Source organism: Puniceibacterium confluentis (genome assembly GCF_007923445.1).
Lineage (GTDB): Bacteria > Pseudomonadota > Alphaproteobacteria > Rhodobacterales > Rhodobacteraceae > Puniceibacterium > Puniceibacterium confluentis.
The window spans coordinates 90,130-103,204 of sequence record NZ_VOJI01000012.1 but is presented as its reverse complement, the minus strand read 5'-3'; the positions used below and the strand labels follow the sequence as shown (position 1 = coordinate 103,204).

11 protein-coding genes and 1 pseudogene are annotated in these 13,075 nt (G+C 58.9%); 10 read left to right on the top strand and 2 right to left on the bottom strand.

The window, feature by feature from the left end:
- The first annotated feature begins 81 nt into the window (after nucleotides 1–81).
- The 4 genes from FOY53_RS23980 to FOY53_RS14685 all read left to right on the top strand — a co-directional run bounded on the left by FOY53_RS23980 (nucleotide 82) and on the right by FOY53_RS14685 (nucleotide 4,131).
- On the top strand, nucleotides 82–210 hold the full coding sequence (locus tag FOY53_RS23980; RefSeq protein WP_281289574.1) for a hypothetical protein: 129 nt from the start codon (nucleotides 82–84) through the stop codon (nucleotides 208–210).
- A gap of 903 nt (nucleotides 211–1,113) precedes the next feature.
- On the top strand, nucleotides 1,114–1,668 hold the full coding sequence (locus FOY53_RS14695; protein ID WP_146590138.1) for a recombinase family protein: 555 nt from the start codon (nucleotides 1,114–1,116) through the stop codon (nucleotides 1,666–1,668).
- Nucleotides 1,669–1,735: 67 nt separating this feature from the next.
- Nucleotides 1,736–2,653, top strand: a complete 918-nt coding sequence (locus FOY53_RS14690) for a restriction endonuclease (protein ID WP_146590136.1) — start codon at nucleotides 1,736–1,738, stop codon at nucleotides 2,651–2,653.
- A 257-nt stretch (nucleotides 2,654–2,910) separates the two neighbouring features.
- A complete protein-coding gene (locus FOY53_RS14685; protein ID WP_146590134.1) occupies nucleotides 2,911–4,131 on the top strand; it encodes a tyrosine-type recombinase/integrase in 1,221 nt (406 codons plus the stop codon).
- Between the two features lie 443 nt (nucleotides 4,132–4,574).
- Here FOY53_RS14685 and FOY53_RS14680 read toward each other — a convergent pair whose 3' ends face one another.
- Together FOY53_RS14680 and FOY53_RS14675 are read right to left on the bottom strand one after the other, a co-directional pair.
- Nucleotides 4,575–6,431: a hypothetical protein gene (locus FOY53_RS14680; protein WP_146590132.1), complete on the bottom strand. Its 1,857-nt coding sequence runs from the start codon at nucleotides 6,429–6,431 to the stop codon at nucleotides 4,575–4,577.
- Between the two features lie 217 nt (nucleotides 6,432–6,648).
- Nucleotides 6,649–7,421 (bottom strand): annotated as a pseudogene (locus tag FOY53_RS14675) (IS5 family transposase).
- 207 nt (nucleotides 7,422–7,628) lie between these two features.
- Between FOY53_RS14675 and FOY53_RS14670 the strand changes: the two are divergent.
- From FOY53_RS14670 to FOY53_RS14645, 6 genes are all read left to right on the top strand, one after another.
- A complete protein-coding gene (locus tag FOY53_RS14670) occupies nucleotides 7,629–8,342 on the top strand; it encodes a hypothetical protein (RefSeq protein WP_146590131.1) in 714 nt (237 codons plus the stop codon).
- Between the two features lie 174 nt (nucleotides 8,343–8,516).
- Entirely contained in the window at nucleotides 8,517–8,702 is a 186-nt protein-coding gene (locus FOY53_RS14665; RefSeq protein ID WP_146590130.1) for a helix-turn-helix transcriptional regulator, read from the top strand.
- Between the two features lie 99 nt (nucleotides 8,703–8,801).
- The gene (locus tag FOY53_RS14660) at nucleotides 8,802–9,089 is read left to right on the top strand and encodes a hypothetical protein (protein WP_246107413.1); all 288 of its coding nucleotides are present in this window, start codon (nucleotides 8,802–8,804) and stop codon (nucleotides 9,087–9,089) included.
- 91 nt (nucleotides 9,090–9,180) lie between these two features.
- On the top strand, nucleotides 9,181–10,062 hold the full coding sequence (locus tag FOY53_RS14655) for a DUF7146 domain-containing protein (protein ID WP_146590129.1): 882 nt from the start codon (nucleotides 9,181–9,183) through the stop codon (nucleotides 10,060–10,062).
- Nucleotides 10,059–11,558 carry a YfjI family protein gene (locus FOY53_RS14650; protein WP_146590128.1) on the top strand — a complete coding sequence of 500 codons (1,500 nt, stop codon included), beginning with the start codon at nucleotides 10,059–10,061 and terminating at the stop codon, nucleotides 11,556–11,558. Before FOY53_RS14655 ends, FOY53_RS14650 begins: the two co-directional genes overlap by 4 nt.
- A 373-nt stretch (nucleotides 11,559–11,931) precedes the next feature.
- Nucleotides 11,932–12,450: a hypothetical protein gene (locus FOY53_RS14645; RefSeq protein ID WP_146590127.1), complete on the top strand. Its 519-nt coding sequence runs from the start codon at nucleotides 11,932–11,934 to the stop codon at nucleotides 12,448–12,450.
- Nucleotides 12,451–13,075 lie beyond the last annotated feature (625 nt).

Sequence of the window (13,075 nt, the reverse complement as noted above, 5' to 3'; positions counted from 1 at the left end):
CGTTTTGCGCTATGCTTATGTGTGGCTGTTCCCTGTCTATTATTCAGGGGAGGCAGCAGCCCTTAATCCGGGAGAATTGATGTGGAAATGAATACCAAAAACATCATTGTCGCAGTTGTGGTCGTGATCGTTGTAATTGTCGGAGGCTATTACCTGTTCGGCTCCGGAGGCATGGAAGAGACAGTCGCGCCAGCCGCTGAAACAGGGTGATAGCGCAGTACTCCGGGCTCTGACCTGCCTCTCGCAGTGTTCTGGCGGAACGTCCGATGCGAAAGGAACGCCTGACTGCCACGCACTCAGCTTTGGCGCTCCGGTCCTTTATACTACAGCCAACGGTGGGATTCTTCTGGATTCGAGACTCCCCGAGGGCCTCCGTGCAGCCGATTGTCAGCCCGAGATCAACCGAACAGGTATCTAGGTGCAGCGTCGCAGTTTTCGCCAGGTCGTCGGGCAATCCCTCATGTCTCTCTGCATCGCGTCCCGCCTGCTGCAGCGCAACAAGAGACTTTACCACCCCAGGCCGATGAAATTGCCGCCCGGTTCCCGGCAATCGGGCGACTGGGGCATGCGGGGTTTCGCACCAGGCAGGGATGTACGGCGACATTGATCGCACCAGACCTGATTGCGACTGCTGCCCATTTCGCGTCGGACGCCGGGCACTCCGGGCGTGTGTTCGTCGCAGGCTGGTCGCGCGGGGACTATGTTGCGGCGCGCGGGACAATGTCGGAAATACGACCTCCCGCGTATGGTTTGGACGGGAGTAATGCCCCCGGAATGATGTGGCTCTGGTCGTGCTGGACAGCCCGGTGGAAAGCGTCAACCCGATGGCTGGGAAAGCCCGAGGAAGCCGCCGTGGATCAAAGCGAGGTGGCTCTGATCGGCCACCTCCGCAAGCCTCCGCACCTGCCGAGCGGAGATTTCAACTGCCCGGTCAAACGATTGGGGCCGGGTCTGATGCATGTAGGATGTCCGGTGATCAACGGCAATTCCGGTGGCCCTTTATCGGACAAGAACGAACAGGTCAGGTTGCACTGTCTTTGAAGTGGGTTCCGCCCTTTGGCAGACAACCTGCCTCATCCCCTTAGACATCATTGGCAGACAGAGGGGCGGACAATGCTCATTGGATACGCACGGACTTCGACGCTGGAACAACAGGCAGGATTTGCGGCACAGGCAGCACAGTTGGCAGCAAACGGCTGCGAGAAGGTCTGGAAGGAACAGACAAGCTCGGTAGGCAACCGCCCGGCGCTCTCGGACGCATTGGAGTTCTGCCGGGACGGTGATGTGTTCATTTTCACCAAACTGGACAGGCTGGCACGGTCTGTACGGCACCTTGGAGAGATCGTTGAACGGTTGGAGGCCAATGGCGTCGGTCTTCGCATCCTTGATCTTGGTTTGGACACCACCAACGCAACCGGAAAGCTGATGCTCAATGTGCTTGGCTCAGTCGCTCAGTTTGAGCGGGAAATGATGCTGGAACGTCAGAAGGAAGGCATCGCCAAGGCCAAGGCAGAGGGACGCTCCAAGGGCCGTAAGCGAACGGCGCAGGCCAAGGCTGAGGATGTGCTGAGGATGGTCAGGGAAGGCCACAGCAAGCGCGCAGTCGCCCGTGAATTCGCTATCTCCGAGAGGTCGGTGTACCGGATGGTCTCGGGTGTCAAAATCTAAGGACGGTAAGGGGCTGGTAGTTTGCCAGTCCCCTTTTTACGCTCTGGGATAATAAAGGATTGATTGCATGATTCCAGATTACCAAACTCTGATGCGTCCTGTGCTGATGGCGGCACGCGAAGAGCAAAGGAAGATTTCTGACGTTGTAGAAGAAATGTCTGAGCTCTTTCAGTTGCCAGAGGATGAGCGTGCTTTACTTCTTCCGAGCGGCAAGCAGACAGCAATCGCAAATCGTGTACATTGGGCGCGATCTTATTTGAAGCAAGCTGGCCTTGTGAGCAACCCGAAGCGAGGGTTCTACGAACTCACAGCGGACGGACAAGGGGTGGCTGACGATCCGTCCATTCAGCTGAACTCCAAGTATCTTGAACGCTTTGATAATTTCCAAGATTTCCTCGCTAGAGGGAAGGACATCGACGAGCAAATGATCCCATCTGTTGCTGCTGAGGAGCAAGAGACGCCCGATGAAAGTATACAGATTGCATATCAGCGCCTGAATGCCTCCTTGGCCGCTAACTTGATTGAAGTGGTGCGAGAGGCAACCCCTGCCTTCTTTGAGGTTCTAATCGTCGAACTGCTGCTGGCGATGGGCTACGGTGGAAGCTGGAAAGAAGCGGGCAGGGCGCTAGGGCAAACTGGGGATAACGGGATTGATGGAGTAATAGACCAAGATCCGTTGGGTGTTGATCAGATCTACCTGCAGGCGAAACGCTACGCAGAAGGCAACAACATCGGTGCAAGCGATATCCGGGACTTTTTTGGGGCCTTGAACATCAAGAAGGCTAACAAGGGGATCTTCGTCACAACATCCAGTTTCAGCCCTGCGGCTCTGCAAACGGTCAAGGACCTTGGTTCGCGGATCGTTTTGATAGATGGCAAGCAGCTGGCCCGACTGATGATCCGGTACAACGTCGGTTGCAGAGACAAGGACGTGCTGCACATCAAGCAGATCGACGAAGCATTCTTTGAAGGGGGACTTGGTTGACCTGCCGTAAAAGGTCCGCCAGCGCTTGAGTTTCACACATGTGTGGAAAGCATGTGTGAGGCGACATGGTTTGGGGCAAAATAGTTCTATATTAATCCGTTGCTTAGCTACCTACAGCTAAGATGGCGGAGGCTGTGTCCGCCGGTCCACGTTCCGCACCGTTCCATTAAATACCTTGAATCAAGTGCTTAACCCCGTTTTATGTCTTGTGAGTTCCTGTGCAGCCCCCCATATTCCGAGATAAAATGGGGGACGGAATGGCGGACGGGAACCAGAAGGCTGCAAACCTCAAGACAGGACGGCACCCGGACAAGGCGCTGTCTGCCGCCTTCGTTCGAACGGTGACCGAACCGGGCAAGTATGCAGACGGCAACGGGCTGCTTCTCAAGGTCGAACCGACGGGCGCGCGGCGCTGGGTGCAGCGCATCGTCATTCGTGGCAAGCGGACAGAAATCGGGCTAGGACCGACATCGCTGGTCAGCCTGGCAGAGGCCCGCGACATCGCACTGCAAAACCGCAAGCTGGCACGGCAAGGCGGCGACCCGCTAAAGGCCAGACGCGAAGCCGAAGCCGTGATGACTTTCGAGGAAGCTGCGCGGAAGGTTTACGAGATACACCGCCCCGGCTGGCGCAACGCCAAGCACGCCGCACAATTCATCTCGACGCTGGAAACCTACACTTTCCCCCGGCTGGGCAATCAAAAGGTCACTGACATCACCGCTGCCGATGTGCTGGCGGTGCTGACACCGATCTGGCTCGACAAGCCCGAGACTGCACGGCGGGTGCGGCAACGCATCGGCACCGTGATGAAATGGACCGTGGCGAAGGGCTGGCGGCAGGACAACCCGGCAGAAGCCATATCGCAGGCGCTGCCCAAGCAGACCGGTGTCAAGGAACACCGCAAGGCGCTGCCCTATGCAGAGGTTAATGGCTGCATCGCGGCGATGAAGGCGTCGAACGCGGGCATTACCACCAAGCTGGCACTGGAATTTGTCATTCTGACAGCGTGCCGGTCCGGCGAGGTCCGTCTGGCCGAATGGTCCGAGGTGGACCTGGACAAGGCCGTCTGGACCATCCCCGGCACCCGGATGAAAGCCAAGCGCGAACACCGCGTACCGCTGTCGCTGCGTGCTGTCGAGATATTGCAGGCCGCGCAGGGACTCAGCGATGGCACCGGCCTTGTGTTCCCTGGCACCAAGGCGGGCAAGCCGCTTTCTGACATGACCTTGTCTAAGCTGGTCAAGGAACTTGGCTTTAAAGTCGACGTGCACGGATTCCGCACATCCTTCAAGACATGGGCGCAGGAACGCACCAACATTCCGCGCGAAGTGTCCGAGGCCGCGCTGGCACATACCATCCAGAACAAGGCGGAGGCGGCCTATGCGCGGTCTGACCTGTTTGAGAAACGGCGTGATTTGATGGAACGTTGGGCGCAATTTATCTTGACCCGCGACGCAATGGTTGTTCGCATCCGATAGCGTCAAGCCATCCTATATCCGTAATCCACAGCAGCAGTCGTTTCCCTAAGTGTTTGATCCCACAGATTTATGGTGCGATCCTATGTCAGGAATGGAAGGAAGCCCTCTCTCGGCGCTGCCTGCATCGCCTGCCAGTTAATGGACTGGATAGCGCTTGAACTTCTGGCGATCGGGCTTACCCCTTCGATTTCAGGCAGGCGCGATATGCCGTGCCGTTGCATCATCCGGCCAGCACCGATGACCCTACGCGCAGGTCTCGACGCCCGGCAATTTGAGATTTGAATGTGTCGAGCACATTGCGAAACGCACTTCCCATCATGAGATGCGTATCACCTCGCAGCGCCAGAACTCATCTGCAACGTGGGGCGGTTGACGCCGCTTGCGGTTGATGCGCCGAACCGACCTAAGGACTGCGTCAGCGGTTACATATCAGTACGGCTGGCTCAGGCGAAGTTGAAATCCGCTTCCGTCAGACGAGTCCAATCGGCAAAGCCTGCCAAGGTAACCTGATTAGCATTGTCGAATGCAATGACGGTGTTGATCCCATCGTCCGATATGTCATAGAAACCAGCAAGATCGATGATGCCATAATCGCTGACATCTATCTGATCCCGGTCCTGCTGCCTGAAATCAAAAATGATGTCATCGGCGCCGCTGTTCTGCAGAAAGACGAAGGTATCGGCGCCGCCGGTGGAGTCCTCATCCATATGCGATGCATCTCCGTACATCGAGTCTTTCCCGGTGCCGCTGATGAGCACATCGTTGCCACCGCGAGCCCCAAAGGACATGGTCCTGCCATCGCCGTAGAGCCGATAGTCGGCGCTGCCGTTCCCTGCGATGAGCAGATCGTTGCCGCCCAGGCAAGGACCGAACAAATCAGATGCATCTCCGTAGAGCGCATAGGTGCCGCTGCCGTTCCCTGCCGTCAGCACATCGGCGCCACCGCGAACGTTGCCGTCCATGATGTCTGCTTCACCGTAGAGTGAATAGCTCCCGTCGCCATTCCCGGCGGTCAGCACATCGTCGCCGCCCCGGGTCTGGAAGTACATGGCGTCCGCCTCGCCATAAAGCACATGGCTCCCGGTGCCATCCCCGGCGGTCATGACATCATTGCCGCCTCGGGCGCTCCCAACCATCAATTCCGCTTCGCCAAAGAGTTTGTAAGTTCCACTGCCGCTTCCGGAAGTCATCACGTCGTTGCCGCCCCGGGTATTATGGCGCATTTCACCTGCATCACCGTAAAGTTCGCTGTGCTGTCGGCCATCCCCGGCGGTGAGCGTGTCATTGCCGCCCCGGGCGCTGTCGGTCATTGTGAGCGCATCCCCGACAAGCAGGATAGTTTCTCCCGTACCATTTCCGTCGATCAGTTTGTCATGCCCCCCCCGGGTGGTGCCGTGCATGGACTGCGCATCACCGTAGAGGGAGTATTTGCCACTGCCGTCCCCACCGGTCAGCACGTCGTTTCCGCCTCGGGCGCTGTCGTACATGGCCCCGGCATCGCCCCAGAGCTCATATGTTCCGTCGCCGTCCCCTGCGGCAAGCATGTCGTTGCCTCCGCGCGCAGTGCCGGACATGCTCTGCGCATCACCGTACAGGCGATAAATGCCGCTGCCGTTCCCAGCGGTCAGCACATCGTGGCCGCCCCTCGTTTCTTGGTCCATTCTGACGGCATCACCGATAAGAGTATATTCAGCGCTTCCATCTCCGGCGGTCAGCACGTCGTTACCCCCCCGGGCGCTGTTCGACATGCTCCCCGCATCCCCCAAAAGTTCATAGACGCCGCTACCATCCCCGGCGATAAGCGTGTCATTCCCACCGCGCGACAATCCGTACATGACGTTGGCATCACCGATAAGACTGTGCAGCGCGGTCCCCCCCCCGGTGACGAGCAAGTCATTGCCCCCCTGGGAACTGCCATACAGACCGGCCGCATCCCCCTGGAGCCAAAAGGATCCCGTGCCGCTTCCGGAACTAAGCGTGTCGTTGCCACCCCGCGTGTCGTCGTACAAGAATCTGGCATCGCCGTAGAGCTCATAGCTCCCGCTGCCATCCCCGACGCTCAGCACATCATTGCCGCCTCTGGAGGCATGACTAATGGTGAACGCATCGCCGTAAAGTTCGAAGAATCCGGCGGCAATCACTGCGTTTAACTGATCGTTGCCACCCTTAGAACTGTCGCGCATTGTCAGGACGTCGCCAAAGACCCTGTCACCGGGGTGCGCCTCTAGGTACTGTTTCTTACCCTTCTGATTACCTGACAATGCGTTGTCTGGAAAAATGTCACCAAAAATGTCCGCCATGACGAAATCTCCTTCGCCAGCATACAAATTCAAATATTGACCTGTCGGGAGAGCGCGAAAATATCGATCTCAGAAAGAACCCTGCGCGCCCTATCGATTCGTTGCAAATTCTAATTGTCGGCGTGAACAGTAGGCGTTCGCCGATAGCCAGGCAGGAGTGATGAACGCCAGAGTTTTGCGAAGGCTGTCGCGCAAAATGTTAGGCTGCCCAGGCTGTTCATAGGCTCAGGACGCATAGCCAATAAATGTCGAGTGCAGCGAGGGCGATTGGGGAGAGGAAGGCCTTGGGGCAGCGGTCGTAGCGGGTTGCGACACGCCGCCAGTCCTTCGACCTGCCGAACATGATCTCAATTCGGTTGCGGCGTTTGTAACGACGCTTGTCGTATCGGATGACTGTCTTACGTTGCTGTCGGCCAGATATGCAGGCGCGTATTCCTCTGTCTTTCAACGTTTCTCTGAACCAGTCAGCGTCATGACCTCCGATTGCCAAGCAGAAATTCGACATCCGGCAGACTGCTCAGCAGCGCCCGCGCGCCGATGTAGTCGCTGACCTGACCGGCGGTCACGAACAGACTCAGTGGACCTTCTTAACTGTCGCGGATGGCAAGTAGTTTCGTGTTCATGCGGCCCTTGGTTCGGCCAATCAGACGACCTCGCCCCGCTTTTTGGCGCCCAGGCTGGACGCTGTTCAATGGGGTTTGAGATAAGTGGTGTCGATAATGGCCGTCGTCTGTTCGCCGTGGTCAGCGACCAGACCGGCCATCATCGGCGCATGACCTCCCTTGTCGCTCTATTGCTTCCAACAGTTGTAGAGTGTCTTGTGGGGCCATATTCCTTTGGTGCGTCACGCCATCGTAAGCCGTTGCGATTCATGAAGATTGTACCTCGACGAACACGACGGCCATCAACGCAAAGCTTGTCGTGAGATTCGGGAAAACAGGGCTTAAGACGCGCCATCTGCGCGTCGAATAACCAGATTAGATCAGACATGTTCACCGCTCGTTTTTTGAACCGTGAACCACGCCGCCCCATGAAAATAATTGGGTCCTAAGCCTAGTGATTTTAGCAAGATCTAGTGCAACTCAGGTATGCAGCCCCACATATTGAACCCCCCACGCGATGCCGATAACGTCCAATGCAATCCGTACAAATCAGGGGCGTAGAATGCTTTGTCCAGAAGGATACTTTACGCCTAGGATGCTTGAGGAGACGTTCCGCAACAGCCTAGAACGCGAGTCCGTTCGGAAAGCAATTTACTTGAGTGCAGGGCATAATGTGGTCTCTGTCGCGGACCCTCACCTAAAAACTGTGCTTGATGCTGCCGCCCGGATTTTTCTCCATTTATTTGTTGGTGACAATACTGGAAAGGCGCGGCTTTGCTGCCCCCAAACCGCCAGAGTAATGAGAGTTGATCCATGGGCAGCAAGTACTTTAGGCACTGTTGTTTCCGATTTGCCTCAGACGGCAAAGTCGGCGGAATCGGCTATTGCCAAGCTCGACAAAGATCTGACTTTCATCGACCAGGAACTTTGGGTTCTTGATTTTCATAACCTCGACCGCGCCAATGACCAAAAAGGCGGGCACCAGAGACTTGCGTGTCTGCTTCAATGGATGGATGGTTGGTCGCTCTGTTTTCCGGCGGAGGTGTTTCCCTCAGATGTCGGAAAAAGCATGAACGAATTTGCCGTAAAAATGGTTCGCGAACGTACAATAACACAAATCCACGGACGCAAAGCCGGAAGGCCCGGAAAAGTTGATAAACTTGTCCGCTGGTTGACGGACACCTATCCAGACGGAACGATTGGACAGCCTGCGAAGGTACTTCGTCAAATGGCCCAAGATGCGTTGAGTGATACCTTCGGTGACACATCAATGCGCAATGCCATAAGAAATTTCAGGGAGGCCCGTTAATCGGCGCAGAAATTCGACGGCGCCGCACGAATTTCGAAAATTCATCAATAAATTCAATGCCTTTTGTATTTATTTTTGTTGGAAATAGTATTCGATAATTACGCATACTCCCATTCAAGTCTCAGCGCCAATACGCTTCCGGAGTGTACTTAGACCCTCCAACAAGGAAGCAACATGGCAGACCATCACCTACGCCGCCCCGCAGTTGAAGCCGCTACCGGCCTCAGCCGGTCCACCATTTACGACATGATGGACCGAGGCGAATTTCCCCGCCCGGTACGTATTGGACGCCGCGCTGTCGCCTGGCCGGAAAGCGTCATTGCCCACTGGTTGGCGCAGCGTCCGTCTACTGCGGCATAAAAAAGACCCCGCCGAAACAGGGCGGGGCCGAGGCTTCATATCACAACGCTTTAATAGCTTCGCCCGCCCTTTAATTCAATGGAATTAAAGGATTGCATCATGGCATCTGACCGCTGGTTCAGTAACCCTACCCAAGTTTACTGGTGCTGCAAAGCACTGCTTGATGGCCGCACCATTACCCACAAGACCGAATTCCGCGAGGTGAACGGTTGGAGGCTTGGCGCTATCGTTCACACGCTGAAATCGAAATACGAATGGCCGATAGTTGCCGAATATCGCGGCACCGAAAACATTGCGCATTATCGTCTGGCATCGGACATCGACCGCGCGCGTCTGAAATTCCCTCCTAGCGCCAAGGTGCTGTCCGAGGAAGGCGGTGCAGCATGAGCCGTCTGCAAATCCTCTACCTGCGTCGCCTTCACGGCTTGACCGAAGCGCAGGCGAACGCGCTTGCCGCCTTGATCTGGGGGGCGGGCCAATGAATTGCGCACGTACCCTTACCTCTGAACTTGGCGGCAAGTGGTATCGCCGCTATGGCGTGGCACCCTGTCCGGTGTGCCAGCCAGAAGGTCGCAAGGGCCAGAACGCCCTGACTGTTGCCGACGGCGACGACGGGAGGCTGCTGCTGCACTGCAAGAAATCCGGCTGCACGTTTCGCGACATCGCGGCGGCATCCGGTATCACGCGCGGCAGCTACACGCCGCCTGACCCTGGCGAACTGGCGCGACGCAGGGCCGAGGAGCAGGCCGAGGTCGTTAAGCGGGTGGCGCAGGCCCGGCACCTGTGGGACGCGGCGGCACCTGTCACCGGCACTCTGGCGGAAACCTATCTGAGGGGGCGGGGCATCACCTGCCCCCTGTCCCAGACCCTGCGCTTTGCCCCGGCCTGCTGGCATCCGACCGCCAGGCGGTTTCCGGCGTTGGTGGCGCTGGTGGAAGGGGGGGGCGGCTTCGCGGTGCATCGCACCTATCTGCGCGCCGATGGCACCGGCAAGGCCGCTGTCGAACCGGCCAAGGCGATGCTGGGCGCGACTGCTGGCGGCGCTGTCCGCCTGTCAGAAGGCGTCGGCCGGCTTGTCGTGGCTGAGGGTATAGAAACGGCTCTGGCGCTGTCGTGCGGGCTGTTGAGCGGCCCTGCGACGATCTGGTCGGCGCTGTCAACGTCGGGCATCCGGGCGCTGCGCCTGCCTGACCGACCCTACAAGCTGACGATAGCTGCCGATGGCGACATACCGGGCCGCGATGCGGCGCACGCGCTGGCTGAACGGGCGCACGCCCTTGGCTGGGTCGTGTCGCTGCTGCCTGCCCCAGAAGGTCAAGACTGGAACGACATCCTCAACATGAAAGGGAAGTGCGCATGAATGCTCCCGAACCGATCCCGTTCAATGCCGAGGGTCCGCAACCGCTGTTGCGCGAAGTCCGTTCGGGTGCTTCCTATCCTGTCGCGGCTCTGGGGCCGCTGCGCAGCGCGGTGGAGGCGGTACAGGGCCAGACCCTTGCGCCTGTCGCTATCCCGGCAGCATCGGCACTGGCGGTCGCGTCGTTGGCCGTGCAGGGCTTTGCCGATGTGGAAACCCTGGGCGGGCCGCGTCCGTTGTCACTCTATGCCCTGACCATCGCGGCGAGCGGCGAGCGTAAATCAAGCTGCGACGCGCCGCTGATGTCGGCGCTGCGCACTTTCGAGAAGGAACAGGCCAGGGCGCAACGCGACGACGTGACCACCTGGCAGAATGCCCATGCGCTCTGGAAAGGCGAGCGGGACCGCATCCTGGGCGAGGCGCGCAAGGGCAAGGGCGAAAAGCGCACCGCGTCACAGGCGGATCTGGCGGCGCTGGGCGGCGAACCTGCTGCGCCACCGTCGACTGACCGCACGGTGACCGAACCGACCTTCGAAGGGCTGACCCGGCTCTTTGCGTCGGGCCAGCCAAGCCTTGGCATCTTTTCGGACGAAGGCGGACAATTCCTTGGCGGCTTCGCGATGTCGTCGGACAACCGGCAAAAGACCCTCGCTGCGCTCAATGACCTGTGGCAGGGCAATGCCATCCGGCGCACCCGGCAGGGTGACGGCAGTTTGACCCTCTACGGGCGGCGGCTGGCGGTGCACCTGATGGTGCAGCCTGGCGTGGCGCACGCCTTCATGGCCGATCCGATGGCAGGTGACACCGGCTTTCTGCCGCGCTTTCTGATGTGTGAACCGCCCAGCACTATCGGCACCCGGTTGCACAGCCTGACCCGAAGCGACGACACCGCGCTGCATGGCTTTGGTAACCGGCTGCACGCCATCCTTGAGGCCCCTTTGCCGATGGACCCGGATACGCGGGAACTGCTGCCGCGCACTCTGGCGCTCAGTCCCGGCGCGCGGGCGCTGCTGGTGCCGTTCTCGGACGCCATAGAGGCGGAGCAGGCATCGGGGGGTGACCTGTCGCATGTCACCGGCTACGGCTCAAAGGCGGCGGAACAGGCGGCGCGCATCGCAGGCGTGCTGACCCTCTGGCGGGATCTGGACGCGCCCGAGGTGCAGGCGCAGGACATGGCCGATGCCATCACCCTGGCGCAATTCTATCTGTCCGAGGCGGCGAGGCTGGCCGATGCGGCGACGGTATCGACGGACATCGACCGTGCGGAAAAGCTGCGCAAGTGGCTGCTGGAAAGCTGGCCGGAACCGGATGTGCTTGTCCGAGATGTCGTCCGACTGGCTCCTGTCCGCGCACTTCGTGAAAGCCCAAAAGCACGCAGCGCGTTGACGCTGCTGGAAAAGCACGGCTGGGTGGTCCCGCTGGATCCCGGAACGATTGCGCGCGGGGCGGCGCGCAAGGAAGTCTGGCGCATCGTCCGGGGCGGTCGCGATGTGGTTTGATGCGCAGGCTGCGCTGGCCGACATCGGCGGGGCCGAAATGCCGTGTTCCAACCCGCCCCCCGGTGCGACATGTGCGACAATGGCGACACCAGGCCCCGAACTTATGCCCCGTGTCGCACAAGTCGCACATGTCGCACGCCCCCCGGCGGCAAATCCCGAAAGTCCGCACGGCACGGCACAACCCCCTGAACGCTATCCGCACGGCTGGTCCGAGTCGGGAAACCCGGTCACCTGGACGGGCCGCATCGTCTCGCCCCACGACTGGCGGCGGCTGACCATCTGGGAACGGCACGGGCCAGATGGTCGAGGCTGGAACGGCATCACGCAACGATGGGAACGAACTGAAATCCATCTTCAATAGGGACGCAAGCCGATGGCTAATGTCGAACGGAACGAAATGACCACTAGTGAGCGCGGCAAGCGGAAAGCGCCGAGGTTCAAAACCTCTGACCCCAAGGATGTCACGATTGAGCTGGAAGACGCGGACCACGCTCGCGAATATTACGGCATGAAATCACGCGCCGCTGCAAGCGGGGTTCTGGTCAGTGCGATGCAGGTATTGGGTGTGCAATCAGCGATCTATCGCGACTTCGTCATTGCATTGGCAGAGGACATTGAACCTCGAGACGGCATCGAGGCCATGCTCGTGACTCAGATGGGCGCAACCCATGTAGCGCTCGCCATTACGTCAGAACGCATGTCCGACGCGCCAAACTGGACCCTGCGGGAAAGCTATGAGCGGTCAATGACCCGACTGAGCCGCACCTATCTGGCGCAGATGGACGCTCTGAAGAAATACCGCGCCAAGGCGCAACAGGTGGTCAGGGTCGAACGTGTGACGGTTCACGAAGGCGGGCAAGCCATCGTTGGTCCCGTGACGCACGGGGGGTAGGGCTGACCATGAATACTGACGCCAACCCCATGCAAAGCGCGCATGATGCCCCGCGATGCACGGCACACAGCAAGCGGACCGGCTTTCCCTGTAAGAACCCCGCCGTTCGCGGTTGGCGCGTTTGCCGGATGCATGGTGCGGGCGGTGGCGCACCGCCAGGCCAGTCGAACACGTTCTACAAGCACGGCATGAGAGCAAAGCAGACGGTGGCCGAGTTGGCGGCTGTTCGTGCGATATTGCGCGAATTATCGAAACCTCGCGGATAGAGGTTGGTCAGGTCTCCCCGCCCGAAAGGATGGGACTGACGCGGGTTGGTTACCGTAAACGTTAATGCAGCTTTTCGAGTGTGTGACACCGGCGACACCGGCGACACCGGCGAGGGTCAATAGCTCGTGTGAGCGCGCAAGGGGGGGGCAGTGAGGTTCTAACTGCCCGTCGGATGTGGACCGGCGCTTCTCATCATTTTTCCATACGGGCGATTTGAAGGAAAAAAGTTGAAAGAGTGGGGGGGGGGATTCTCGACGCCGTCAACAGCGGCTACCGGCTCCATCGCTTGACTAACGCATCGCCAATTCAAGCTTTTGAGGTTGGCACGTTCTCAGTACCTATCAGTTTTAAAATGGTG

Bases quoted from the DNA above. Each gene is read 5' to 3' on its own strand.
- FOY53_RS14695 (WP_146590138.1), top strand. From the start codon at position 1,114: ATGCTCATTGGATACGCACGGACTTCGACGCTGGAACAACAGGCAGGA.
- FOY53_RS14690 (WP_146590136.1), top strand. From the start codon at position 1,736: ATGATTCCAGATTACCAAACTCTGATGCGTCCTGTGCTGATGGCGGCA.
- FOY53_RS14685 (WP_146590134.1), top strand. From the start codon at position 2,911: ATGGCGGACGGGAACCAGAAGGCTGCAAACCTCAAGACAGGACGGCAC.
- FOY53_RS14680 (WP_146590132.1), bottom strand. From the start codon at position 6,431: ATGGCGGACATTTTTGGTGACATTTTTCCAGACAACGCATTGTCAGGT.
- FOY53_RS14670 (WP_146590131.1), top strand. From the start codon at position 7,629: ATGCTTGAGGAGACGTTCCGCAACAGCCTAGAACGCGAGTCCGTTCGG.
- FOY53_RS14665 (WP_146590130.1), top strand. From the start codon at position 8,517: ATGGCAGACCATCACCTACGCCGCCCCGCAGTTGAAGCCGCTACCGGC.
- FOY53_RS14660 (WP_246107413.1), top strand. From the start codon at position 8,802: ATGGCATCTGACCGCTGGTTCAGTAACCCTACCCAAGTTTACTGGTGC.
- FOY53_RS14655 (WP_146590129.1), top strand. From the start codon at position 9,181: ATGAATTGCGCACGTACCCTTACCTCTGAACTTGGCGGCAAGTGGTAT.
- FOY53_RS14650 (WP_146590128.1), top strand. From the start codon at position 10,059: ATGAATGCTCCCGAACCGATCCCGTTCAATGCCGAGGGTCCGCAACCG.
- FOY53_RS14645 (WP_146590127.1), top strand. From the start codon at position 11,932: ATGGCTAATGTCGAACGGAACGAAATGACCACTAGTGAGCGCGGCAAG.